Annotated in this window: 23 protein-coding genes; 10 read left to right on the forward strand and 13 right to left on the reverse strand. The window is 66.5% G+C overall.

Annotated elements, in window-relative coordinates; translation table 11 throughout:
- The first annotated feature begins 101 nt into the window (after window positions 1-101).
- The 3 genes from trxB (at window position 102) to rpmG (ending at window position 1,667) form a co-directional block, all read left to right on the forward strand.
- Window positions 102-1,055 (forward strand): thioredoxin-disulfide reductase, encoded by a 954-nt coding sequence (gene trxB, locus AC2EBU_RS07075; RefSeq protein ID WP_484609655.1) that lies wholly within the window; start codon window positions 102-104, stop codon window positions 1,053-1,055.
- 180 nt (window positions 1,056-1,235) lie between these two features.
- Window positions 1,236-1,469, forward strand: a complete 234-nt coding sequence (rpmB, locus tag AC2EBU_RS07080) for a 50S ribosomal protein L28 (RefSeq protein ID WP_484609656.1) — start codon at window positions 1,236-1,238, stop codon at window positions 1,467-1,469.
- A 27-nt stretch (window positions 1,470-1,496) separates the two neighbouring features.
- Window positions 1,497-1,667, forward strand: coding sequence for a 50S ribosomal protein L33 (rpmG, locus tag AC2EBU_RS07085; protein WP_484609657.1), 171 nt, complete (start codon window positions 1,497-1,499; stop codon window positions 1,665-1,667).
- Window positions 1,668-1,809: 142 nt separating this feature from the next.
- Here the strand turns inward: rpmG and AC2EBU_RS07090 are convergent, their stop codons facing one another.
- The 3 genes from AC2EBU_RS07090 to purN form a co-directional block, all read right to left on the reverse strand.
- Complete coding sequence (locus tag AC2EBU_RS07090) at window positions 1,810-3,024, reverse strand: DesA family fatty acid desaturase (RefSeq protein WP_484609658.1); 1,215 nt, start codon at window positions 3,022-3,024, stop codon at window positions 1,810-1,812.
- Between the two features lie 90 nt (window positions 3,025-3,114).
- Window positions 3,115-4,395 (reverse strand): RsmB/NOP family class I SAM-dependent RNA methyltransferase, encoded by a 1,281-nt coding sequence (locus tag AC2EBU_RS07095; protein WP_484609659.1) that lies wholly within the window; start codon window positions 4,393-4,395, stop codon window positions 3,115-3,117.
- Window positions 4,396-4,507: 112 nt separating this feature from the next.
- The gene (gene purN / locus AC2EBU_RS07100; protein ID WP_484609660.1) at window positions 4,508-5,101 is read right to left on the reverse strand and encodes a phosphoribosylglycinamide formyltransferase; all 594 of its coding nucleotides are present in this window, start codon (window positions 5,099-5,101) and stop codon (window positions 4,508-4,510) included.
- Window positions 5,102-5,121: 20 nt separating this feature from the next.
- Between purN and AC2EBU_RS07105 the strand changes: the two genes are divergently transcribed.
- The 3 genes from AC2EBU_RS07105 (at window position 5,122) to AC2EBU_RS07115 (ending at window position 8,313) form a co-directional block, all read left to right on the forward strand.
- Window positions 5,122-5,793: a YceH family protein gene (locus AC2EBU_RS07105; RefSeq protein ID WP_484609661.1), complete on the forward strand. Its 672-nt coding sequence runs from the start codon at window positions 5,122-5,124 to the stop codon at window positions 5,791-5,793.
- A gap of 104 nt (window positions 5,794-5,897) precedes the next feature.
- Window positions 5,898-7,103: an acyl-CoA dehydrogenase family protein gene (locus AC2EBU_RS07110; protein WP_484609662.1), complete on the forward strand. Its 1,206-nt coding sequence runs from the start codon at window positions 5,898-5,900 to the stop codon at window positions 7,101-7,103.
- 94 nt (window positions 7,104-7,197) lie between these two features.
- The gene (locus tag AC2EBU_RS07115; RefSeq protein WP_484609663.1) at window positions 7,198-8,313 is read left to right on the forward strand and encodes an acyl-CoA dehydrogenase family protein; all 1,116 of its coding nucleotides are present in this window, start codon (window positions 7,198-7,200) and stop codon (window positions 8,311-8,313) included.
- 8 nt (window positions 8,314-8,321) lie between these two features.
- Here AC2EBU_RS07115 and AC2EBU_RS07120 read toward each other — a convergent pair whose 3' ends face one another.
- The gene (locus AC2EBU_RS07120) at window positions 8,322-8,879 is read right to left on the reverse strand and encodes an HNH endonuclease (protein ID WP_484609664.1); all 558 of its coding nucleotides are present in this window, start codon (window positions 8,877-8,879) and stop codon (window positions 8,322-8,324) included.
- Between the two features lie 175 nt (window positions 8,880-9,054).
- On the opposite strand from AC2EBU_RS07120, the gene AC2EBU_RS07125 reads away from it, so the two are divergent.
- The 3 genes from AC2EBU_RS07125 (at window position 9,055) to lspA (ending at window position 13,620) form a co-directional block, all read left to right on the forward strand.
- Window positions 9,055-10,092 (forward strand): bifunctional riboflavin kinase/FAD synthetase, encoded by a 1,038-nt coding sequence (locus AC2EBU_RS07125; protein WP_484609665.1) that lies wholly within the window; start codon window positions 9,055-9,057, stop codon window positions 10,090-10,092.
- Window positions 10,093-10,210: 118 nt separating this feature from the next.
- Entirely contained in the window at window positions 10,211-13,120 is a 2,910-nt protein-coding gene (gene ileS, locus AC2EBU_RS07130; RefSeq protein ID WP_484609666.1) for an isoleucine--tRNA ligase, read from the forward strand.
- Window positions 13,120-13,620, forward strand: coding sequence for a signal peptidase II (lspA, locus tag AC2EBU_RS07135; RefSeq protein ID WP_484609667.1), 501 nt, complete (start codon window positions 13,120-13,122; stop codon window positions 13,618-13,620). Before ileS ends, lspA begins: the two co-directional genes overlap by 1 nt.
- A 60-nt stretch (window positions 13,621-13,680) precedes the next feature.
- Here lspA and AC2EBU_RS07140 read toward each other — a convergent pair whose 3' ends face one another.
- The 3 genes from AC2EBU_RS07140 to AC2EBU_RS07150 form a co-directional block, all read right to left on the reverse strand.
- Complete coding sequence (locus AC2EBU_RS07140) at window positions 13,681-14,157, reverse strand: SRPBCC family protein (protein WP_484609668.1); 477 nt, start codon at window positions 14,155-14,157, stop codon at window positions 13,681-13,683.
- A 68-nt stretch (window positions 14,158-14,225) separates the two neighbouring features.
- A complete protein-coding gene (locus AC2EBU_RS07145; RefSeq protein ID WP_484609669.1) occupies window positions 14,226-14,711 on the reverse strand; it encodes a VOC family protein in 486 nt (161 codons plus the stop codon).
- A 117-nt stretch (window positions 14,712-14,828) separates the two neighbouring features.
- Entirely contained in the window at window positions 14,829-15,812 is a 984-nt protein-coding gene (locus AC2EBU_RS07150; RefSeq protein WP_484609670.1) for a quinone oxidoreductase family protein, read from the reverse strand.
- Between the two features lie 108 nt (window positions 15,813-15,920).
- Here AC2EBU_RS07150 and AC2EBU_RS07155 point away from each other — a divergent pair, with 108 nt between their 5' ends.
- Complete coding sequence (locus tag AC2EBU_RS07155; protein ID WP_484609671.1) at window positions 15,921-16,820, forward strand: DMT family transporter; 900 nt, start codon at window positions 15,921-15,923, stop codon at window positions 16,818-16,820.
- On the opposite strand, the gene AC2EBU_RS07160 is transcribed toward AC2EBU_RS07155, so the two are convergent.
- Genes AC2EBU_RS07160 through AC2EBU_RS07185 form a run of 6 tightly spaced genes read right to left on the reverse strand, consistent with a single transcriptional unit; the run spans window position 16,804 to window position 23,272 of the window.
- Window positions 16,804-17,472 (reverse strand): HAD-IA family hydrolase, encoded by a 669-nt coding sequence (locus tag AC2EBU_RS07160; RefSeq protein WP_484609672.1) that lies wholly within the window; start codon window positions 17,470-17,472, stop codon window positions 16,804-16,806. The genes AC2EBU_RS07155 and AC2EBU_RS07160 overlap by 17 nt on opposite strands.
- Window positions 17,469-18,722, reverse strand: a complete 1,254-nt coding sequence (locus AC2EBU_RS07165; protein WP_484609673.1) for a Tm-1-like ATP-binding domain-containing protein — start codon at window positions 18,720-18,722, stop codon at window positions 17,469-17,471. Before AC2EBU_RS07165 ends, AC2EBU_RS07160 begins: the two co-directional genes overlap by 4 nt.
- A gap of 16 nt (window positions 18,723-18,738) precedes the next feature.
- Window positions 18,739-20,115, reverse strand: coding sequence for an aminotransferase class III-fold pyridoxal phosphate-dependent enzyme (locus AC2EBU_RS07170; protein WP_484609674.1), 1,377 nt, complete (start codon window positions 20,113-20,115; stop codon window positions 18,739-18,741).
- Window positions 20,116-20,132: 17 nt separating this feature from the next.
- On the reverse strand, window positions 20,133-21,617 hold the full coding sequence (locus AC2EBU_RS07175) for an aldehyde dehydrogenase (protein WP_484609675.1): 1,485 nt from the start codon (window positions 21,615-21,617) through the stop codon (window positions 20,133-20,135).
- 21 nt (window positions 21,618-21,638) lie between these two features.
- A complete protein-coding gene (locus tag AC2EBU_RS07180) occupies window positions 21,639-21,953 on the reverse strand; it encodes a 2Fe-2S iron-sulfur cluster-binding protein (protein ID WP_484609676.1) in 315 nt (104 codons plus the stop codon).
- 14 nt (window positions 21,954-21,967) lie between these two features.
- Entirely contained in the window at window positions 21,968-23,272 is a 1,305-nt protein-coding gene (locus AC2EBU_RS07185) for a type I glutamate--ammonia ligase (RefSeq protein WP_484609677.1), read from the reverse strand.
- Window positions 23,273-23,275: the final 3 nt, after the last annotated feature.

Genomic DNA, 23,275 nt, shown 5'->3' on the forward strand with positions numbered 1-23,275 from the left:
CGAGGGCAAGACCATTGTGATCGATGAAAATGCCCGTCGCTTGATCCCCCTCCGCCGCGAATGTACACGCGCTCTCCGATGAATAGGAAAACTGTCCGATTATGACCCCCAACTTGCATGCAAAAGTTCTCATCCTGGGCTCAGGTCCGGCCGGATATACCGCTGCGGTGTATGCGGCGCGGGCCAACCTCAATCCGGTCCTGATCACCGGAATCGCGCAAGGCGGCCAGCTCATGACCACCACCGAAGTCGACAACTGGCCGGCCGATGTTCACGGCGTCCAGGGGCCCGACCTGATGCAGCGATTTCTGGAGCATGCCGAACGGTTCAAGACCCAGATCGTTTTCGACCACATCAACGCAGTTGACTTCAGTCGACGCCCCTTCAAACTGACCGGCGACAGCGGAACCTACACCTGTGACGCGCTGATCATCGCGACGGGTGCTTCGGCCAAATATCTGGGCCTGCCCTCGGAAACCGCCTTCATGGGCCGAGGGGTATCCGGTTGCGCCACTTGCGACGGTTTTTTCTACCGGGATCAGGTGTGCTGTGTGGTCGGAGGCGGAAACACTGCGGTCGAGGAGGCACTGTACTTGTCCAACATTGCCAGCAAGGTCTACCTGATCCACCGGCGCGACCGATTCAAAGCGGAGCCGATCCTGGTCGACAAACTGATGGACAAAGTTGCCGCCGGGAAAATCGAACTGAAAACCTTCCGGACACTGGACGAGGTTCTGGGTGATTCTTCGGGGGTAACTGGCGTGCGCATCCGCAACACAAAGGATGACAGCACGGAAGATCTGGAGCTCAAAGGATGCTTCATCGCCATTGGGCACTCCCCGAACACCGACATCTTTCAGGGTCAGTTGGCCATGGAGGGAGGCTATATCGTCACGCAGGGCGGACTGAAGGGTTTCGCGACCCAGACATCGGTTGAAGGCATCTTCGCTGCCGGTGATGTACAGGACCATGTCTACCGCCAGGCGATCACCAGCGCAGGCACGGGCTGCATGGCAGCGCTGGATGCCCAGCGCTTTCTGGAACAAAACGACTGAATCTGGCCTATAATCGACGGCTTTGCTGAAATTGAGCGACGCGCGCATTGCGCGTGTCTCCCATGCGGCAAATCGGGTTACCGCCACCCTTCTGGCGAGGTGAGGCTGAGCCGCCAGGCGGGCACCCCAGGTGCCGCCCCGCTGCGGTCAGCCGGATTGAAAAAGTATCGGAGTGTCCACATGGCACGCGTCTGCGACGTCACGGGCAAGAAGCCCATGGTCGGGAACAACGTTTCCCACGCCAACAACAAAACCAAACGCCGGTTCCTGCCGAACCTGCAATACCGCCGCTTCTGGGTCGAGAGCGAAAACCGCTGGGTGCGTCTGCGCGTCTCCAGCGCTGCTTTGCGCCTGATCGACAAGAATGGTATCGACGCCGTGCTCGCAGACCTGCGCGCTCGCGGCCAGGCCTGAACCCACTGAACTTCAAGGAGCGAAATCATGGCCAGTAAAGGCGGACGCGAAAAAATCAAGCTGCAATCGACAGCCAACACCGGTCACTTCTACACGACCAGCAAGAACAAGAAGACCATGCCGGAAAAAATGTCGATCATGAAGTTCGACCCCAAAGCTCGCAAGCACGTCGAGTACAAGGAAGTCAAACTCAAGTGACGTCCGGCGGTTGCGGGACTCCACCCCGGGGTCCTGCCCGTCAGGTTACGCAAAAAAAAGCCCGCCTGATGCGGGCTTTTTTGCGGGCTGTTTTCTTGCGCTGACGACCTGGCGGGTTCCTGCCGGCCCGGAAAAAGTCGCGTCAGGCCCGCGCGGTCCGAAGCCGGAGTGAAAACTCCCGCAGCGCCGCCACACCACTGTCCTCCGCCCGCCGACACCAGGCCTGCAGATCCGCCGTCAACTGCTCGCGGGACACACTGGTGTTGAGCCACAGCTGACGCAATTCTTCGCGCATGGCCACCATCTTGTCGACGCCGGGCAAGGCCGCACGGGCCTGAGCCAGTTGCGCACGCACCGCCGCCGGCACCTTGTCCGGATCCCGGTGCATCCAGCGGCGTGCCGCCTGAAGCGCCGTCGCATCGAGGGCACGCACACGCATCGCCTCGACTTCATCCTGCAGGACGGCACGCATCTGCCGGGCGTAGCCGGCCATGACCTCATAGCGGTGGGCAATCAACGCTTCCAGCGTGGCCTCGTCGGCGACGGGTCGGACATCGCCGAAGGCCAGGCGGGGCGGCGTTTTCTTCACCGTCGCCAGGCCCAGCGCGGACAGCGCACGGATGTAGGCCCAGCCGATGTCAAATTCGAAGGGCTTGACCGAAAGTTTCGCCGAAGTCGGGTAAGTATGATGGTTGTTGTGCAGCTCTTCCCCCCCGATCAGGATCCCCCAGGGCGAGATGTTGGTGCTGGCGTCCTGCGCCTCGAAGTTGCGATAACCCCACCAATGGCCAATACCATTGATCACACCGGCTGCCGTAACCGGGATCCAGGCCATCTGCACCGCCCAGACGGTCAGCCCGGCCACCCCGAACAGCGCAACATCGATCACCAGCATCAGGCTCACCCCCAGAGCCGAATGCGGCGTGTAGATGGTGCGCTCGATCCAGTCATCGGGTGTGCCATGACCGTAGCGGGCCATGGTCTCGGGGTTGCGCGACTCGGCACGGTACAGCTCCGCGCCTTTCCAGAACACGGTACGGATGCCGAATACATGCGGGCTGTGCGGGTCCCCCGGCTGCTCGCACTTGGCATGGTGCTTGCGGTGGATGGACGCCCATTCCCGGGTCACCTGCCCGGTGGTGAGCCAGAGCCAGAAGCGAAAGAAATGTGAGACGGCCGGGTGCAAGTCCAGCGCCCGATGCGCCTGGTGCCGATGCAGGAAAATTGTCACGCTGGCGATCGTGACATGCGTCAAGGCCAGCGTGACCAGGATCAGCTGCCACCAGGCCAGATCGAGAGCACCGTGGGCCAGCCAGTCGAGGGCGTGATTGAGCACCGGAGAATCGGAAACGTTCATGAGGGTTCAGGCGATGAATGGACGACGGGGCGACCGAATGACAGCGGCCGTACCGTCCGCAATTGTAGGTGCAGGCCTTGGTGGATGGCTTCAGATTCTTTCCCAGGCTGCGGCGAAAAAGCCGTCCGTGCCATGCCGGTGCGGCCACAGACGCAGATATTCCCCGCCGGAATGTGGTCCGGAACACAGCGAGGCCGGCGCATGCAGCTTCAGACGTTCGAAGATATCGACCATGGGCTGCAGGCGGAATCCGTCCGCCGCCCGCGCAAACTCCTGCGTGAAACGCTCGGCGACCGCTTCGTTTTCCTCGGTGAGCAGGCTGCAGGTGGCGTACACCAGCCGTCCCCCCGCTTTGACCAGCCGCGCAGCGCTGCTGAGGATCGCAAACTGCCGTGCCGCCAGTTCCTCGATGTCCTTGGGCGACTGGCGCCACTTGAGGTCCGGGCTGCGTCTCAAGGTGCCCAGGCCGGAACACGGCGCATCGACCAGCACCCGGTCCATCTTGCCAGCCAGGCGTTTGATGCGTTCATCGCGCTCGTGGGCAATCGCGGCCGGATGCACGTTGGACAGCCCGCTGCGCGCCAGGCGCGGCTTGAGCGCGTCCAGCCGATGCGCCGACGTATCGAAGGCGTACAGGCGACCGGTGTTGCGCATCGCGGCTCCGATCGCCAGCGTCTTTCCTCCGGCACCGGCACAGAAGTCGACCACCATCTCGCCGCGTCTTGCCTCCAGCACCCAGGCCAGCAACTGCGAGCCTTCGTCCTGGACCTCGATCGCACCACGGGTGAAGGCATCCAGACGATTGAGGACCGGTTTGCCTTCAAGGCGCAGGCCCCAGGGCGAATAGGGGGTCTCGACGGCGGACAAACCTTCACGCGCCATTTCCTCCCGCAGTTCGGTCCGGCGGGCGTTGAGCAGGTTGACGCGCAGATCCAGCGGCGCCGGGCCCAGCAGACAACCCGCCAGCGCGGAAAACTCGTCGCCGACCTGGGCCCGCAACGCGGTTGCCAGCCATTCGGGCAGGTTATGCCGGCTGGGCTCGGGCAAAGTGGCCGGATCAATCGCATCGCACGCATCGAGCCAGTGTTTTTCGGACTCGGTCAGCGCACTCTTGAGAAAATCACGTGGCCCCTGAAAGGCCAGAATGGCCAGACGGCGTTCGCGCGGCCCCATGCCCGAGCGCGCCAGGCTTTCGAACCTCAGTTTTTCGCGCAGGACGGTGTAGGCGGTATCCGCCACGGTGGCGCGCTCGCGCACTCCCAGGCGGTTTTCACGGACGAAACGGGAAACCACGGCATCGGCCGGGTGCTGAAACAGCAACACCTGGCGAACCGTTTCAGCGCAGGCGTCTAGGAGAGCTTTGGGGTGCATGGGCTGGATTGTCCCACCGGGGCGCCGCCGGCACCAAAGGCACCCCCAGCCCCGGGAACGCCAGAAATTCAGCAAAAACCACCGATACCCAGCGCAAAAACGTCACACTACGCTATGGTTTTTGAACGCCCCCAGAGAGCAGTCGGACCAGCGCACGCGGGTAGATCAGATGTTCCTGAGTCAATACACGGGCCGCCAGCGTGTCGGCGGTGTCCGCTGGCAGAACAGGCACCACCGCCTGCTCCAGGATTTCGCCGTGGTCAAGTTCGGCCGTCACCCGGTGTACCGTCGCACCGGCAAACCGGCAGCCCTCCGCCAAGGCCCGTTCATGGGTGTGAAGACCCGGGAATGCCGGCAACAGCGACGGGTGAATGTTGACCAGGCGCCCTTCGTAGCGTTGTACAAACGCCGGTGTGAGAATCCGCATGAATCCCGCCAGCACCACCAGCGCCGGGGCATGCCGGTCGATTTCCTCGGCCAAGGCCAGGTCAAATGCCTCCCGGCCCGGGTAGGCTTTGTGGTCTACGACCGCCGTAGCAATGCCCTCCTGCGCCGCCCAGGCCAGGCCGCCGGCGTGGGGGCGGTTGCTCACCACCGCGGCGATTCGCGCACCAAAACGCACGCCCCAATCGTCACGGGAACAGGCCCGGACAATGGCCGCCATGTTCGAGCCGGTGCCCGAGATCAAAATCACGATGTTTTTCATTTGCGCAAAATTATCCTGCCATGACGACTCGCCCCCTCTCCGCTATCGAAACCCGCGTGCTCGCCACGCTGATGGAAAAGGCCCGCACCGTACCCGACAGCTACCCCCTGACCCTGAACAACCTGGTCACCGGCTGCAACCAGAAAACCAGTCGTGACCCGATCATGCAGGTTGACGATGCGCAGGCCCAGGCTGCGCTCGACAGTTTGCGTGCGCTGTCGCTGGTGTTCGAAAGCAGCGGCGGGCGCACCGCCCGCTACGAACACAATTTCCAGCGCGTCTTCGGCGTGCCTGAGCAATCGGCCGTGTTGCTGGGCCTGCTGATGTTGCGCGGCCCCCAGACCCCCGGGGAGTTGCGCATCAACAGCGAACGCTGGTACCGCTTTGCCGACATCTCGTCCGTGCAGGCGTTCCTGGACGAACTGCAGGAGCGCGCCGAGGAAAAAGGCGGTCCCCTGGTCGTGCGCCTGCCCCGTGCGCCGGGCGCCCGCGAGCAGCGATGGGCACACCTTCTGGCCGGGCCGGTGGAGCTGGCCGAGCCCCCCGAAGCAACAGCCACCGCCGCACCCCGGGCCGACGACGGGGAACTGCGCCACCTGCACGCGCGCGTCGAGGCCCTGGAGGCGGAAACCGCCCGCCTGCGCGGGACCGTGCAACGCCTGTGTGCCGAACTGGGTTTGTCGCAGGACTGACAGCCGAAATCGAACGGGCGTGCTAAAACTGCGGTCCGTATCAACTTGCGACAAGCGTGCGGCGTCCGCGCCGCCTCTTGCGCCGCCCTACCGGAGAACAGCGCATGGATCTGGCATTCACGCCCGAGGAACAACAGTTTCGCGACGACATTCGCGCCTGGGTCAGAGACAACCTGCCCGCCGACATCTCGCACAAGGTGCACAACGCCTTGCGCCTGAGCCGTGACGACATGCAACGCTGGGGCAAGATCCTCGGCAAGAAGGGCTGGCTCGGCTACGGCTGGCCCAAGGAGTTCGGCGGGCCGGGCTGGACGGCGGTGCAAAAGCACCTGTTCGAGGAAGAATGCGCGCTGGCCGGCGCGCCGCGTATCGTGCCCTTCGGGCCGGTGATGGTGGCGCCCGTCATCATGGCCTTCGGCTCGCCGGCACAGCAGCAGCGCTTCCTGCCGGGCATCGCCAGCGGGGAAGTCTGGTGGAGCCAGGGCTACAGCGAACCGGGATCGGGCTCGGACCTGGCCTCGCTCAAGACCCGCGCGGAACGCCGCGGCGACCAATACATCGTCAATGGCCAGAAAGCCTGGACCACGCTGGGCCAGTACGGCGAATGGATCTTCTGCCTGGTGCGCACCAGCTCCGAAGGCAAACCGCAGACCGGCATCTCCTTTCTGCTGATCGACATGAAGTCGCCCGGCGTCACGGTGCGTCCGGTGCGCCTGCTGGACGGCGAATGTGAGGTCAACGAGGTCTTCTTTGACAACGTCGAGGTGCCCGCCGAAAACCTGATCGGCGAGGAAAACAAGGGTTGGACCTATGCCAAGCACCTGCTCTCCCACGAGCGCACCAACATCGCCGACGTGAACCGTGCCAAACGCGAGCTGGAGCGCCTCAAGCGCATCGCAAAAACCGAAGGCGTCTGGGATGACATGCGTTTCCGCGACCAGATCGCGCTGCTCGAAGTGGACATTGTGGCGCTGGAAATGCTGGTGCTGCGGGTGCTGTCGGCCGAGAAATCGGGGAAGAACTCGCTGGACATCGCCGGACTGCTCAAGATCCGCGGCAGCGAAATCCAGCAGCGCTACAGCGAGCTGATGATGCTGGCCGCCGGCCCCTACAGCCTGCCGCTGATCCACGAGGCCATGGAAGCCGGCTGGCAGGGTGACGCGGCCGCGGGTGCGCTGGGCGGCTTCCCCGGCGGTGTGGTGGCCAATGCGCCGCTGGCCTCGACGTATTTCAACATGCGCAAGACCACGATCTACGGCGGCAGCAACGAGGTGCAGCGCACCATCGTGTCCCAGGTGGTGCTGGGCTGATTCTTCCGTCCGGGCTGAGCCAGTCTGAGCCCTGCAACGATTTTTGCGAACACCCTTCGACCCGCTCAGGGCGAACGCTTGAAAGGACACGAACATGGACTTCGATTTTTCTGACGACCAGCAACAACTGCGCGACGCCGTGCGCAAGTGGGTCGACAAAGGCTACGACTTCGAGCGTCGCCGCAAGGCCGTGGCGGCCGGCGGCTTCGACCGCGCGGCCTACAACGAATTGGCGGAACTCGGCCTGGCCGGCCTGTACGTTCCGGAAGCCGACGGTGGCCTGGGCATGGGCCCGGTCGAGGGCATGGTGGTCATGGAAGAGCTCGGACGGGGCATCGTGCTGGAGCCCCTGGCCCAGACGCTGATCGCCGGCGGCGTGCTTTCGGGCTACGCGGGCGACACCCTCAAGGCGCCATGGCTGCCGAAGATCGCCGCAGGCGAAGCGCTGGTGGTGCTGGCCTACCAGGAGCGCCGGGGCCGCTACCAGCTCGGTGCCTGCGAAACCACGGCAACCCAGTCCGGCGCGGCATGGTCATTGAACGGTCTCAAGAACGTCGTCGCGGCGGGTGATCAGGCCGATGCCTTCATCGTCCCCGCCACGGTGAACGGCCAGATTGCCCTGTTCCTGGTCGAACGCGGCGCCGCCGGCGTGACCACGCGCGGCTACGGCACGCAGGACGGTGCCCGCGCGGCCGATCTGCAGCTCACGAACGCACCGGCCAGCCTGATCACCACCGACGGCCTCGTGGCCCTCGAACACGCCATCGACATCGGCATCGCCGCCGCCTGCGCCGAAGCCGTGGGCGTGATGGACAAGACCGTGGCCATCACCGCCGAGTACATGAACACGCGCAAGCAGTTCGGCGTGCCCATCGCCAGCTTCCAGGCGCTGCGCCACCGCATGGCCGACGTGAAGATGCAGCTGGAGCTGGCCCGCTCCATGAGCTACTACGCCAGCCTCAAGCTCAACGCCCCTGTCGACGAGCGCCGCCGCGCCATGGCGCGCGCCAAGGTCCAGCTGGGCAACTCGATGCGCTTCGTCGGCCAGCAGGCGGTGCAATTGCACGGCGGCATCGGTGTGACCGACGAGTACATCGTGAGCCACTATTTCAAGAAGCTGACCCAGCTGGAGATGACCTTCGGCGACACCCTGCACCACCTGGGTGAAGTGTCGGCGCGCATGCAGGACACGGCCGGCGTGTTTGCCTGATCCTGGGGTCAGCCGTGTAGGCGCGAACCCCGCGGCAGGTGCGCGACCAGAAACTCCATCTGGTCGGCAAGGATGCGGCGGTTTCGCAAGATGAAATCTTCCCACAGACTGGGCACATACGGCGCGAACAACAGCGGCATGTGGGCCTGTTCGGGCGTGCGGTTGCCTTTGCGGTGGTTGCAGGTGCGACACGCGGTGACCACGTTCATCCAGTGGTCACGGCCGTTTTGCGCAAATGGCACGATGTGTTCGCGGGTCAGATCGTCGTCGTGAAAATGGTCGCCGCAGTACGCGCAGATGTTGCGGTCGCGGGCGAACAGCTTGGCATTGGTCAGGCCTGGGCGCAGATCGAACGGGTTGATGCCCGGCACACCCCGGGTGCCGATGATGCTGTTGACGGTGATGATCGACTGCGCACCGGATCGGGCGTTGTTTCCGCCGCGAAAAATCGCCACCGGGCTGCCAGCCTCCCACCGGACCTCTTCGGCCGCGTAATGAATGACCGCCTGCTCCAGCGAAATCCACGATTGCGGCAAACCCTGAGCCGACAACTTCAAGACCTTCACGAACGCCTCCATTTCACAGCAGCAACCCACTGACCCGAAAACGCGGATGGTGCCAGCCGTCAACCCCGGGGGCCAACAGCTGCCTGAGTCACAATATACCGTCTTTTTGTGACGATTTCAGGTCATACCCAGCGTAAAAAGGTCATTTTTCGCTATAAAAAACATACCCTCCGGCATGAAGATCTTTCGCGGCTTCCACCATCCTGGCATCGCCCCCGCCTGCGCGCTGACCATTGGCAATTTCGACGGCGTGCACCGCGGCCACCAGGCCATGCTGGCGCTGCTGAACAACGAAGCGGCGCACCGCGGCGTGGACAGCTGCGTGATGACCTTCGAGCCGCACCCGCGCGACTATTTCGCCGGCGCACTGAAAAAACCCGAACTCGCCCCGGCCCGCATTGCCACGCTGCGCGACAAGCTCACCGAGCTGGAGCGCTGCGGCGTGCGCCAGGTGGTCGTATTGCCCTTCGACGCGCGACTCGCGGCCCAATCACCGCAAACCTTCATCGACCAGGTGCTGGTGGACGGGCTCGGGGTGCGCTACGTGCTGGTGGGGGACGACTTCCGCTTCGGCGCGAAACGTGCGGGCGACTACCCCATGCTGGATGCGGCTGGCCAGGCCCGCGGGTTCGACGTCGCGCGCATGATGAGCTACGAGGTACACGGCCTGCGGGTGTCGAGCTCGGCCGTGCGCGAGGCCCTTTCCCAAGGGCGGATGGACGATGTGGCCCGACTGCTGGGCCGGCCCTACTCGATCAGCGGCCATGTGGTGCACGGCCGCAAGCTCGGCCGCCAGCTGGCCGAAACCCGCCCGGGGCACGGCGACGGTTTTCGCACCCTGAACCTGCGCTTTGCGCACTGGAAGCCCGCCGCCAGCGGCATCTTCGCGGTGCGGGTTCACGGTCTGGGGGACGCCCCGCTCGCGGGCGTCGCCAATCTGGGCATCCGGCCCTCGCTGGATCCGGGCGACGTCAACGGCGGGCGGGTGCTGCTGGAAACCCATTGTCTGGACTGGCCCGACAGCCTCGGCGCCGAGGGTGCCTACGGTAAAATCATCCGCGTGGACCTGCTGCACAAACTGCACGACGAACTGAAATACGACAGCCTCGACGCCCTGACCGCAGGGATCGCGCGGGACTGCGACGACGCACGGGCCTTTTTTGCGTCCATGCACGCCGAAACGCACCGCCAGACCACCCGCGACCGAATTTAGGCGCCACGCCTGCCCGGTCGCCGCCCTTCGACAGGCTCAGGGCGAACGGAAAACCTCCTCCCGCTCCCCACACCCCGTCCGGGCTGAGCCTGTCGAAGCCCCCACCGAGTCGCATCCCATGTCTGACACCCAACCCGCTGCAGCATCCGCCGCCAAACCCGAAGCCAGCGCCTACCGCGCCACGCTGAACATGCCCGACACGCCGTTTCCGATGCGCGGCGACCTGCCCAAGCGCGAGCCGGCCTGGGCCAAAGCGTGGAACGAACAGGCGCTGTACCAGCGCCTGCGCGCCGCCCGACAGGGCGCCCCGCTGTTTGTGCTGCACGACGGCCCACCCTACGCCAACGGCAAGCTGCACATCGGTCACGCCCTGAACAAGGTACTCAAGGACATGATCGTCAAGAGCCGCCAGCTGGCCGGCTTTGACGCCCAGTACATCCCCGGCTGGGACTGCCACGGCCTGCCGATCGAAAACGCCATCGAAAAACTGCACGGCCGCAACCTGAGCCGTGACGACATGCAGGCCAAAAGCCGCGCCTACGCCACCGAACAGATCGACCAGCAGCGCGAAGACTTCAAACGCCTGGGCGTGCTGGGCGACTGGGAGCGCCCCTACAAGACCATGGACCCGGCCAACGAAGCCGGCCAGATCCGCGCGTTCAAACGGGTGATCGAGCGCGGCTTCGTCTACCGCGGGCTCAAGCCGGTGTACTGGTGTTTCGACTGCGGCTCGTCCCTGGCCGAATTCGAGATCGAGTACGCCGACAAGAAAAGCGACACCCTGGACGTGGCCTTCGAGTCCGACGACGCAGGCGCCCTGGCCCGCGCCTTCGGTCTGGCCGCCCTGCCGGCGGGCCAGCGGGCCTTTGCCGTCATCTGGACCACCACCGCCTGGACCATCCCCGCCAACCAGGCACTCAACGCCCACCCCGAACTGGAATATGCGCTGGTGGACACCCCACGCGGTGTACTGCTGCTGGGCGCCAGCCTGGTGGACAAATGCCTGGAGCGCTACGGCCTGACCGGCCAGGTGCTGGCCACCGCCAAGGGCGAGGCCTTGCGCGGTCTGGTGTTCCGCCATCCCCTGCACGACGCCGGCGAGGCCACCACCGCCTATGGCTACCGTCGCCGCGCCCCGCTGTATCTGGCCGACTACGTCAGCGACAGCGACGGCACCGGCATCGTGCACTCCTCGCCAGCCTACGGCGTGGACGACTTCAACTCCTGCGTCGCGCACGGGATGAAGTACGAGGACATCCTCAACCCGGTACAGGGCAATGGCACTTACACCGACGAGCTGCCCCTGTTCGGCGGCCTGAACATCTGGAAGGCCTGCCCGGTCATCATCGACACCCTCCGTGAGCACGGCCGACTCATGGCCACCCAGCCCATCGTGCATAGCTACCCGCACTGCTGGCGCCACAAGACGCCGGTGATCTACCGCGCCGCCGCACAGTGGTTCATCCGCATGGACGACGGCGAAGGGGTGTTCACCAGGGACAAGGCGCCCCGGACACTGCGTCAGCTGGCCCTGTCCGCCATCGACCACACCCGCTTCTACCCCGAAAACGGCAAGGCCCGCCTGCGCGACATGATCGCGGGTCGCCCCGACTGGTGCATCTCGCGCCAGCGCAGCTGGGGCGTTCCGGTGCCGTTTTTCCTGCACAAGGACAGCGGCGAGCTGCACCCGCGCACCATGGAGATCCTCGACCAGGCGGCCGACATCGTCGAACAGGGCGGCATCGAGGCCTGGAGCCGTGTCACGGCCGAAGACATCCTGGGCGCTGACGACGCGGCCCACTACACCAAGAGCACCGACATCCTGGAGGTCTGGTTCGACTCCGGCTCCACCTTCTGGCACGTGCTGCGCGGCAGTCACGCCCATGCCTACCCCAACGGTGCCTTTCACGCGCAGGGCCCCGAGGCCGACCTGTACCTCGAAGGCCACGACCAGCACCGCGGCTGGTTCCACAGCTCGCTGCTGCTCGGCTGCGCCCTCTACGACCGCGCGCCCTACCGCGGCCTGCTGACCCACGGCTTTGCCACCGACGGCCAGGGCCGCAAGATGAGCAAGAGCCTGGGCAACACGGTGGAGCCCCAGAGCGTGACGACCAAGCTCGGCGCCGAAATCGTGCGCCTGTGGGTGGCCAGCACCGACTACTCGGGTGACCTGAACATCGACGACAAGATCCTGGCCCGCGTGGTGGACACCTACCGCCGCATCCGCAACACGCTGAAGTTCCTGCTGGCCAATGTCAGCGACTTCGACCCGACGCTGGACACGGTGCCGCTCGAACGGATGCTCGAAATCGACCGCTATGCGCTGGCCCGGGCCAGCCAGTTGCAGGCCGACATCCTGCGTCATTTCGATGCCTACGAGTTCCATCCGGTGGTCAGCAAGCTGCAGGTGTACTGCTCCGAAGACCTGGGCGCGTTCTACCTGGACGCACTCAAAGACCGCCTCTACACCTCGGCCACCGGCAGCCTGGCGCGCCGGTCCGCCCAGACGGCGCTGTGGCAGATCACCCACGCCATGCTGCGCTGGATGGCGCCGTTCCTGAGTTTCACTGCCGAAGAAGCGTGGGCCGTGTTCGCGGGCGAGAAGAATCAGGGATCGATCTTCTTCGAAACCTTCTGGCCGTTCGCCACACCCGACGAGGCGCTGCTGGCCAAGTGGGACCGGCTGCGGCAGATCCGCGACCTCGCCAACAAGGAAATCGAAACGGTACGCACCGAAGGCCGGGTCGGCTCCTCGCTGCAGGCCACCTTGCGCATCACCGCCGGCGCCGACGACGCGGCCCTGCTGCGATCGCTGGGCGACGACCTCAAGTTCGTCACCATCACCTCGGCCGCCGAAGTGGTCGATGGCGAGTCACTGCAGATCACGGTGACGCCCAGCGCGGCAGTGAAATGCGAACGCTGCTGGCACTACCGGGAAGATGTCGGCGCGGACGTCGCCCACCCCACGATCTGTGGCCGCTGCGTGAGCAACCTGACGGGCGACGGCGAAAGCCGCCGTTTCGCCTGATGGCGGCCCGCCGCGGCGCCGGCAGTTCGTCCGGAATGTGGCTCTGGCTCGGGCTGGCACTGATCCTGCTCATCGCCGACCAGTTCACCAAGGTGCTCATCCTGGGTTATTACCGCCTGGGCGACAGCACGCCGGTGACCAGCTTCTTCAACATCGTGCGGGTGCACAACCCGGGCGCGGCCTTTTCCTTCCTGGCCTCGGCGGGCGGCTGGCAGCGCTGGTTCTTCACCACGATCGGGGTTGCTGCGGCGATCTTCATCATCTGGATGCTGCGCAGCCACCATCAGCAGCGGCTGTTCGCGTTTGCGCTGGCCTGCATTCTGGGCGGCGCCATCGGCAACGTGATCGACCGCGTGCTGTACGGCTATGTGGTCGACTTTCTCGACTTCCATTGGCGCGGCTGGCACTTCCCGGCCTTCAATATTGCCGACAGCGCCATCACCATCGGTGCCTGCGCGCTGATCCTGGACGAGCTGCTGCGGGTTCGGCGCGGGCGGTAGAGGGATTCGCTCCCCCTTTTCGCATCAGAGCACACATCCCGTCGAACCTTGGCCCGGGAACTACAAGGTCCGGGCCAAGGCTTCGAGCTGATCGGTGGCCTTGCCCCAGCCTTCATGGAATCCCATGGCTTCATGCTGCTGGCGATCGGCTTCGCTCCAGTGTCGGGCCACCGCGCGGTACACGGTGCCGCCGCCGGGCGCGTCGCGCAAGGTGATTTCGGCGACCATGAAGGCCTTGGCTGAGGGCCGCCAGGCGCTGGAGAACGCGTCGGTCGTGACCAGCCGATGGCCGACCTCAAGCTCCAGGTACACGCCCTGATTCGGAAATCGTTCACCGTCGGGTCCGTTCATCACCATGGCTATGACGCCGCCCGGCCGCAGATCGCTGCGCACATCGCTGACAAACCACGGCTTGGGACAGAACCATTGTTCGATGAGCGCCGGCTCGGTCCAGCAGCGCCAGATGGGCATGCGGGGCGCATCCAGACGGCGCTCCAGGACAAGCTCCAGCGGGGGATTCGGGTCGGATTGCTGCATTTCAAGCTCCTTGGGTATTGCCGGCGGTCCCTGCCGCGCGCCGGCGAGGAATGGATGCGGACACGCACTCAGTCGCGCAGCGCCGCCTCGATGGTGGCGATGTCGATCTTCACCATGGTCATCATCGCGTCAAAGGCCCGTCTGGCCTTGGCCGGGTCCGGGTGGGTGATGGCGTCCATCAGCATGGCCGGCGCGATCTGCCAGGAGATGCCCCAGCGGTCCCGGCACCAGCTGCAGGCGATGCCCTGGCCGCCGTTGTCCACCAGGGCGTGCCAGTAGCGGTCAGTCTCGGCCTGGTCGGCGGTGGCCACCTGGAACGAAAACGCGTCGCTGTGCGGATGCCCCGGACCGCCATTCAGGCCCAGGCAGGGCATGCCCAGCACGGTGAATTCCACCGTCAGCACATCGCCCAGTTTGCCGGCCGGGTAGTCGCCCGGCGCGCGGTGCACCGCCGTCACGGCCGAATCGGGGAACACCGACGCATAAAACCGCGCCGCCTCTTCGGCGTCGCCGTCAAACCAGAGGCACACGGTGTTTCGGGCGCGCGGGGTCATGGACAGCTCCTGTGGGTCGCAAACTTCCGGCAGTAGCTACCAATAAGATAGCAAACCATCACCATATTGCGATGGGTATGGGCGGTTTTCATCAAAAAATCCGTCCGACCCGGGGTTTTACAGCGTCAGAATCGTGCAGCCGGTGGTCTGGCGGGCTTCCAGGGCGCGGTGGGCGTCCTGCACCTGGGCCAGCGGGAAGCGCTGCTCGATGTGGATCTTCACCTGGCCGCTTTGCACCACGGCAAACAGGTCGTCGGCCATGGCCTGGGTGGCTTCGCGGCTGGTGATGTGGCTGAACAGCGTCTGGCGCGTCACATAGATTGAGCCCTTAGCGCCCAGCGTGGCAGGGGCGAACGGCGGCACCGGCCCCGACGCGTTGCCAAAGCTGGCCATCAGGCCAAACGGCCGCAGGCAGTCCAGCGAGCCGTCCCACGTGTCTTTGCCCACCGAGTCGTACACCACCTTCACGCCTTTGCCGCCGGTGATGGCCTTCACGCGCTCGACGAAATTTTCGGTGCGGTAGTTGATGGCGTGGGCCGCGCCGTTGGCCAGCGCCAGCGCGCATTTTTCGTCCGAGCCGGCGGTGCCGATCAGCTGCAGGCCCAGCGCCTTGGCCCACTGGCAGGCGATCAGGCCCACGCCGCCGGCGGCGGCATGGAACAGCACGAAGTCGCCGTGTTTCAGGCCCTCGACCGGAAGCGTCTTCTTCAGCAGGTACTGCGCCGTCAGGCCCTTGAGCATCATGGCGGCGCCGGTCTCGAAGCTGATGGCGTCGGGCAGCACACACACGCATTTGGCGGGCATGACCCGCAGCTCGCAATAGCTGCCGGGCGGCTGGCTGGCGTAGGCGGCGCGGTCGCCCACCTTGAGGTGGGTGACGCCCTCGCCCACCGCTTCGATCACGCCGGCGCCTTCCATGCCCAGCTTCAGCGGCATGGCCAGCGGGTACAGGCCGGTGCGCTGGTAGACGTCGATGAAGTTCAGGCCGATGGCGTGATGCCGGATGCGGATTTCACCGGGGCCGGGCTCGCCCACGGTCACGTCGACCAGTTTCATCTGCTCCGGGCCACCGGGCTGGTCGATCTGGACGGCAAGGGTCATGGAAAGTCTCCTGAATCGGTTGGTCTGAAAAATGCGAGGCTGCATCCTGCCATGTTTCGCCCGACCCTGCCGCCGCACCGGGCGGGCGCAGCGGCTACAGTGCCGGGCATGACACACACGCTCAGCCCCGGTACGGCGATGTTGCTGACCATCCCCCCGCTGCTGTGGGCCGGCAACGCAGTGGTCGGCCGCCTGGTGAACGATCTGGTGCCGCCCATCACGCTGAACCTGCTGCGCTGGGTGCTGGCCTTTGTCATCCTGCTGCCGCTGGCGCCCTGGGTGCTGCGCCGCGGCAGCGGCCTGTGGGCCCATCCGCGCCGCTTTGCGCTGCTGGGCCTGCTGGGGGTGGGCTGCTACAACGCGCTGCAATACCTGGCGCTGCAGACCTCCACACCGCTGAACGTCACGCTGGTGGCGTCCAGCATGCCGCTGTGGATGCTGGCGCTGGGCACGCTGTCTTTTGGCGCGCAGGTGGCGCGGGCGCAGGTGGCCGGCGCCGTGCTGTCCATGACCGGGGTGCTGGTGGTGCTCTCGCGCGGGGAATGGTCGCAGCTGCTGACGCTGCGCCTGGTGGCGGGTGATCTGTACATGCTGCTGGCCACGCTGTCCTGGGCCTGGTACAGCTGGTTGCTCTCCCGCCGCGACGAGCCCGAGGCCCTGCGCGCCGACTGGGCGGCGTTTTTGCTGGCCCAGGTGGTCTACGGCCTGGGCTGGTCGGCGGCGTTCACCGCCGGTGAGTGGGCACTGACACCGGCCCGCATCGTCTGGGGCTGGCCGCTGCTGGCCACACTGGCGTTTGTGGCCATCGGCCCGGCGGTGATCGCCTACCGCTGCTGGGGCCTGGGCGTGCAGCGCGCCGGCCCGGCCGTGGCGGGGTTCTTCTCCAACCTCACCCCACTGTTCGCCGCCGTGCTGTCGGCCGCGTTTCTGGGCGAACTGCCCAAGGTCTACCACGCCCTGGCGTTCGCGCTGATCGTGGGGGGGATTGTGGTCAGTTCGCGGCGGTGAGGCCTTTCAGCGCCGCGACGGCCTCGTCAAAGGCCCGCTGCGGCGCGCGCACATCCAGCTCCACCGCCACCATGCCGGCGCGGCGGGCGCCAGCAACGTTGCGCGCCTGGTCATCCACGAACACACACGACGGCGCTGGCACCCCCAAGGCCTGCGTCACGGAGTCGTAGGCCCGCGGATCGGGCTTGAGGATGCCGGTGTAGGTGGCGTCGACAATCACGTCGAAATCATCGAGCAACGGCAGGCGCCGGCGGAAGTCGGCACCATAGAACAGGTCCAGTTCGTTGGACAGAATCGCCAGCCGCGCACCCATCGCCCGGGCCTGCGCGATCGCGGCGCGGGCCTCGGGCCGGATCACGGCATCCGGTTCGGCACCCCGCGCGCGTCGCACCAGCTGCTCCATGCGGTCCCACGACTCGCCCAGCATCGCGCCCACTTCCCGGGTACGGGCGAGCCAGTAGTCGCGCTCGCTGATCGCGTCGGCCTGCATCGACTGCCACAGCGGGTCGCCGGCCGGATCGAAGGGGCCGCGCCAACGCAGCGACCCCGGTGCGAGCCCCAAAGCCCGCTCCGACTCCGCATGGGTCTCGAACAGGGTTCGGCTGATGACGCCACCGAAGTCCAGCACCAGGGCGGCCGGATGGGCTGTCATGCCCGATCTCCCGCCGCAGGGATGCGACCTTTCGCCACCCAGTCGTCGAAATCGGCCAGTGCCGCCGCCACAAAGGCGTCGTCGTTGATGTGGGCGTCGACGGCCTGACAGTCCAACCCGCGCGCGCGGGCCATCTGGGTGATCGCGCCGAGGAAAGCCTCCAGCCCCGGGGCGTCGTGCAGTGGCTGACCTGGCAGATCCCAGGCGTGCAGGCCCCGCATCGGCAGCAACAGCCGGGTGGGCCCGGTGGCGGCGGCCAGGCGTTCGACCACCGCCGCTGCGACCGCCTCGCGCCGCGGCCTGTCCAGCGTGGCCGAGGCGATCAAGCGGTTGTGGTCATGGCTGGGGCGACCCTCGAACCCCGGTGGCGGGCCGCCCCAGGCCGGGAAGTCGATCATGTCGACCGCGCCAGGGGCCACCAGCTGGGGCACCCCCGCGCGCCCGGCCCCGGTCAGGCGGTCCGGACCGGCCGTGACACAGCTGCCACCCAGGTGGTTGCTGATCTCCTGCAGGCTGAAATCGAACACCGCCGCGAACACCCCTTGCGCCGCCAGGCTCTCGAACGCCCGACCGCCCATACCGGTGGTGTGGAACACCGCCACCTCGAAACCGCGCGCCTCCAGCGCGGGCTTGAGGGCCACCATGTAGCGCAGACAGCTCTTGCCGAACGAGGTGATACCGACCAGGGGTCGGTCCCGCCGCGGCGGCTCGGCCACGCGGGCCGCCCCCACCACCGCGCCGGCCGCCTGCGACAAGGCGGCGCGGCAGATGCTGTTGAGCCCGTACAGGCCGCCGGCCCAGAGCATCATCGTCAGGTCGGGGGTGATGCGCTCGGGCGGAATCAGGTGCGAATGCGCAATGGTCGACAGCACCACCTTGGGCACGCCCAGCGGCAACGCGGCCGCCACGTCGAGCGCCAGGTCGGTGCCCATGCTGCCGCCCAGCATCAACACACCCTGGATGCGGCCTTCCCGCCAGGCGGCCAGGGTCAGGGCCGCCGCCCCCCGGGCCATCGCGGTCATCGCGGTGTTCTCATCGCCGCAGCCGCGCAGCGTGTCAAGAGTGCTGCCGCCGGCGCGGGCGACCGCGTCGTTGGTGAATTCGGGCGTGAAGGTGGCGGGTTCGAGCACGCCCACATCCATGAACAAGGGCGTTCCGCCGGCCGCGCGCACTCGCTCGCCCAGGTACAAGAGTTCGTCGCTTTTGGTGTCAGCGGTGCCGATGACAAGAATGGACGGATTGGCGCTCATCGGGAGGGCTCCGGTATCAGGAAGCGGTCACCGCTTCGTCGAAGGCGGCTTCCAGCGTTTCGCACAAAAACTCCAGCTCGGCCTCGGAGATGACCAGCGGCGGCGACAGGATCAGGTTGGCGCCGGACACCCGCACCATCAGCCCACGCCGGTAGGCTGCGCGGGCCACCCGCGCGGGCAGGTCACTGCTGCGGGGCAGTGGGGCCCGCGTGAGCGGATCGGCCACCATCTCGATACCCAGCATCAGTCCGTGGCCGCGCACGTCGCCAACACAGGCATGGCGCTGCGTCAGGCCGCGCAGGCGCGACTGGAAGGGCCCGCTGACCCTTGACACATGGCCCGGCACATCGCGCTCGACCAGCAGTTTCAGCGTGGCAAGGGCCGCCGCCGCCGCCACCGGATGGGCGCTGTAGGTGTAACCGTGCGCGATCTGGCCGGCGCCGCTGACGTCGGCGTCGAAGACCTGGGCCACCTTCTGGCCGACCGCCGTGGCGCCCAGCGGGACGTAGCCGCTGCTGATGCCTTTGGCCAGGCACCACAGGTCGGCGTTGACCCCCCACAGCCGGGTCCCGAACAGGGTGCCGGCGCGGCCGAAGCCGGTCACCACCTCGTCGGCGATCAGCAGCACACCATGGCGGTCGCAGACCTCGCGCACCAGCGGCCAGAAATTGGCGGGCGGCACGATGACCCCGCCCGCACCCTGGATCGGCTCGGCGATGAAGGCCGCCACGGTGTCGGGACCCTGGAAGACGATCTCGCGCTCGAGCGCGGCGGCCGTTTGCCGGCCGAGTTCGGCCTCGGCCTCGGTGCCGGTGTCGCGCGTCCACGGGTTGCGGTACAGCCACGGGCTGTCGATGTGAAAACACCCCGGCAACAGCGGCTCGTAGGGACGGCGGAAATTGGTGTTTCCGTTCACGCTCATGCCACCGAAATGCACACCGTGGTAACCCTGGCGCAGCGCGATGAACTTGGTGCGGTCCTTCTCGCCGCGCAGCTTGTGGTACTGGCGTGCCAGCTTGAGCGCGCCTTCCACTGCGTCGCTGCCGCCGTTGGAAAACATCACCGCAGCCACGCCGTCGGGCCGCATCAGATCGACCAGCGCGCGGCTGAGTTCGATGGCGCGCGGGTGTGTGGTGCCGCGGAAGGTGTTGAAGAACGGCAGTTCGTCAAGCTGCGCCACGATGGCGTCGCGCACTTCCCGACAGCTGTGCCCCAGGTTGCTGCTCCACAGGCCAGCCACGCCGTCGAGCAACTTGTGGCCGTCGACATCCCAGACCCAGCAGCCTTCGCCGCGGGCAATGATGTCGGGGCGCGACTTTTTCATCGCGGCCGGGTGGGCCATGGGGTGCCAGAGGTATTGCGCGTTGTCGGCCTTGAGCTGTTCGGTGGTCATCGGGTTTCCTGCGGATGTCAAAGCTGGATCCAGGCGGTCTTGAGGTCCTGGTACTTGTCCAGCGCGTGAATCGATTTGTCGTGTCCGTTGCCCGACTGGCGCACGCCGCCCAGCGGCACGGTGATGTCCGGCCCGCCGTACGTGTTGACATGCACCACGCCGGCGCGCACGGCCCGCACCATGCGGTGGGCGCGGGAGAGGCTGGCGGTCCAGACCCCGGCCGCCAGGCCATAGGGCGAGTCGTTGGCCAGCCGGATGGCGTCGGCCTCGTCGTCGAAGGGCAGCACTGCGAGCACCGGACCAAACACTTCCTCGCGGGCCAGTTCCATCGCCGGATTCACCTGGTCCACCACCGCCGGGCGCATGTAGCAGCCGCCGGGAACGGGTTCGATGCACTCGCCCCCAGTGCGCACGCGGGCGCCCTGTTCGACCGCCCGGGCCAGCGCGGCTCGGTTGCGGTCAAGTTGGCGCCGGCTGCTGACCGCGCCGACGTCGGTCTTCACATCCAGCGGGTCGCCCACCCGCAGCCGCGAAGCGGCATCGCACAGCCGCTGGACAAAATCCTCGTGAATGTCACGCTGCACGAGCAGGCGCGAGCCGGCCACACACACCTGGCCGCTGTTGCGGAAGATGCCCTGGGCCGACACCCGGGCAGCCTGCACCAGGTCGGGTGCGTCGGCAAAGACGATGTTCGGGCTCTTGCCGCCCAGCTCCAGATATACCCGCTTCAGGTTGGACTCTGCGCTGGCCTTGAGCAGCTGCCGCCCCACCGCGCCCGAGCCGGTAAATACCAGCACGTCCACATCCGGATGGCGGGCCAAGGCGTCGCCGGTGACCGAACCCGTGCCGGTCACCACGTTCAGCACACCGTCGGGAAGGCCGGCCTCGTGGCAGACCTTCGCCAGCGCCAGCAGGGCAAGCGAGGCGTCCTCCGAAGGTTTCAGGACCACCGAATTGCCGGCGGCCAGCGCGGGCGCGATCTTCCAGGCGCCGATCATCTGCGGAAAGTTCCACGGCACGATGGCCGCCACGACGCCGATGGGCTCGCGGTGCACCAGGCCGAGCAGGTTCTCGGCCGTCGGGGCGATCTCGCCCGGCCGCTTGTCGATGCATTCGGCATAGAAACGAAAGGTGGCGGCCGCGCTGCCCGGCTCCGCTTTCCAGGCCATCGCGATCTCGGTGCCGTTGTCGCGCACTCCGAGCACTGCCAGTTCGGCCTGCTGCGCCTCGATACGGTCGGCAATGCGAAACATCACCTTCTTGCGCTCGGCGGGCGGCAGCCGTGACCAGGAACCGGCTTCGAAGCTTTGGCGCGCGGCGCGCACCGCCGCATCGACATCGGTGACGCCTGCCGCGGCGATGCCACACAGGCGCCGCCCATCGATCGGCGAAACGACATCGAGCTGCTCGCCATTGCGGGCGGCCAGCCATTGGCCGCCGATCAGCAAACGGCCATCGTCCACCGGGAGTTCACGCAAGGCGTTGATGCGGGATGGGTCCATGACAGTTCCTGCAGCCAGTCCTCAGGCCGGCAAATGGAGCACCAGGCCGTCCAGTGCCCGATGCGCCACGATCTGGCAGCTCAACCGGCTGCGGTCCTGGGGGGCCACCGTGGCGGCCTCCAGCAGCATGCGTTCCTGGTCACAGGCCACGCCGACCCGGTCGATCCACGCTGGATCGACCACCACCTGGCAGGTCGCGCAGCTCATGCAGCCGCCGCATTCACCGGCAATGCCGGGCACGCCGGCGAACTGGGCCGCGTCCATCAGGTTGGTGCCGTCGGCGACCTCGTCCGAAATGCGGCTGCCATCAGGCAGGGTCCAGTGAATCAGGGGCATGGTGGAACCTCGGCTCAGATGAAACGGATGTAGTAGTCGCGCAGCGCGTCACCGGCCAGCGCCGCGGTGCGGGTGATTTCATGGCGCTTCATGCCCACGTGGTTGGCCACCAGGCCCTCGCCCACCGCCTGCACCAGCGCGGTGTCTGCTTCCAGCGCGTCCAGCGCACCGGCCAGATCGGGCGCCACGCTGCGTGTCGCGTCCTTGTTCTCCAGACAATCCCCGGTTTCTGCGGGCTGCAGCGCATACCGGTGGATCCAGCCCAGCCGGGCCGCCTGCAGCACCGCCGCGGTATGGGTGTAGGGGTTGGCGCAAGCGTCGCCCATGCGGTGCTCGATCCGGGCCGCCGGGCCGGCCTCGGCAGACAGGCGCACGGTCACGCCCCGGTGGTCGACGGCCCAGTTCTGCCAGAAGCCCGACAGGCTGGCCGGCTGCAGGCGCTGGTAGGAATTCGCGCTGGGCGCCAGCAAGCCGGCCAGCGCCGGGTGGTGGTGCATCAGCCCGGCGGTGCAGGCAAGCGTCAGTTCATTGAATTGCGACGCATCAGCCCCTCCGGAAATCGCGTTGCGGCCCTCGGTGTTGTTGAGACTGAAGTTGACATGGACCCCGCTGCCGCCCGTGGTCAGTACCGGTTTGGGCATGAAGGTCAGCAGCAGACCGTGCTGGAAAGCGACCTCGCGCGCCAGCAGGCGAAACAGGAAGATGTCGTCCACCGCCCGCACCGCGTGGTCGTAGGTCAGCGTCAGTTCAAACTGGGGCGAGTCGTATTCGGTGTTGAGGCTGTCAATGCGAAACCCTGCCGCGCACGCCTTGTCCCACAAGGTGTCGGTGAAGCCGCGAGGATCGGCGAACGGGCCGGTCGCATACACATGGGCCGACGGTGTTTCGTAAGGCGTCAGACTGCCGTCCGCGCCGATCTGGAACACGTAGGCCTCCAGCTCGATCCCCACCATGGGCGTGTAACCCAGCGCCTGCCAGTCGGCCACGGCTTTCTTCAGGGCCGTGCGCCCGCACATCGGCAGCGGCGTGCCGTCATTGGCCTTGAGGTCGCCGATGGCGATCCGCGTGCCGGGTTGCCAGCCGGGGCGCACGTCCTCGGCGCGGTACACCGCCTCCATGTCGGGTAGCCCTTCCAGCACCATGGCGCCTGGCACCGGGATCAGTTCCTTCTCGTAGGTGACCCCGAAGGTACCGCGGCAGAAGCGCGCCGCGCCACCCCGGCCCGGCCGCAGCGGCACGTATTTGCCCCGTGCGATGGCCAGGTGGTCGCAAAACAGCACCCGCAGCCGTTCCATCGCGGAGGAATCGTTTCCAGTCATCAC

The sequence above is a fragment of the Curvibacter sp. T50 genome, from assembly GCF_057219955.1.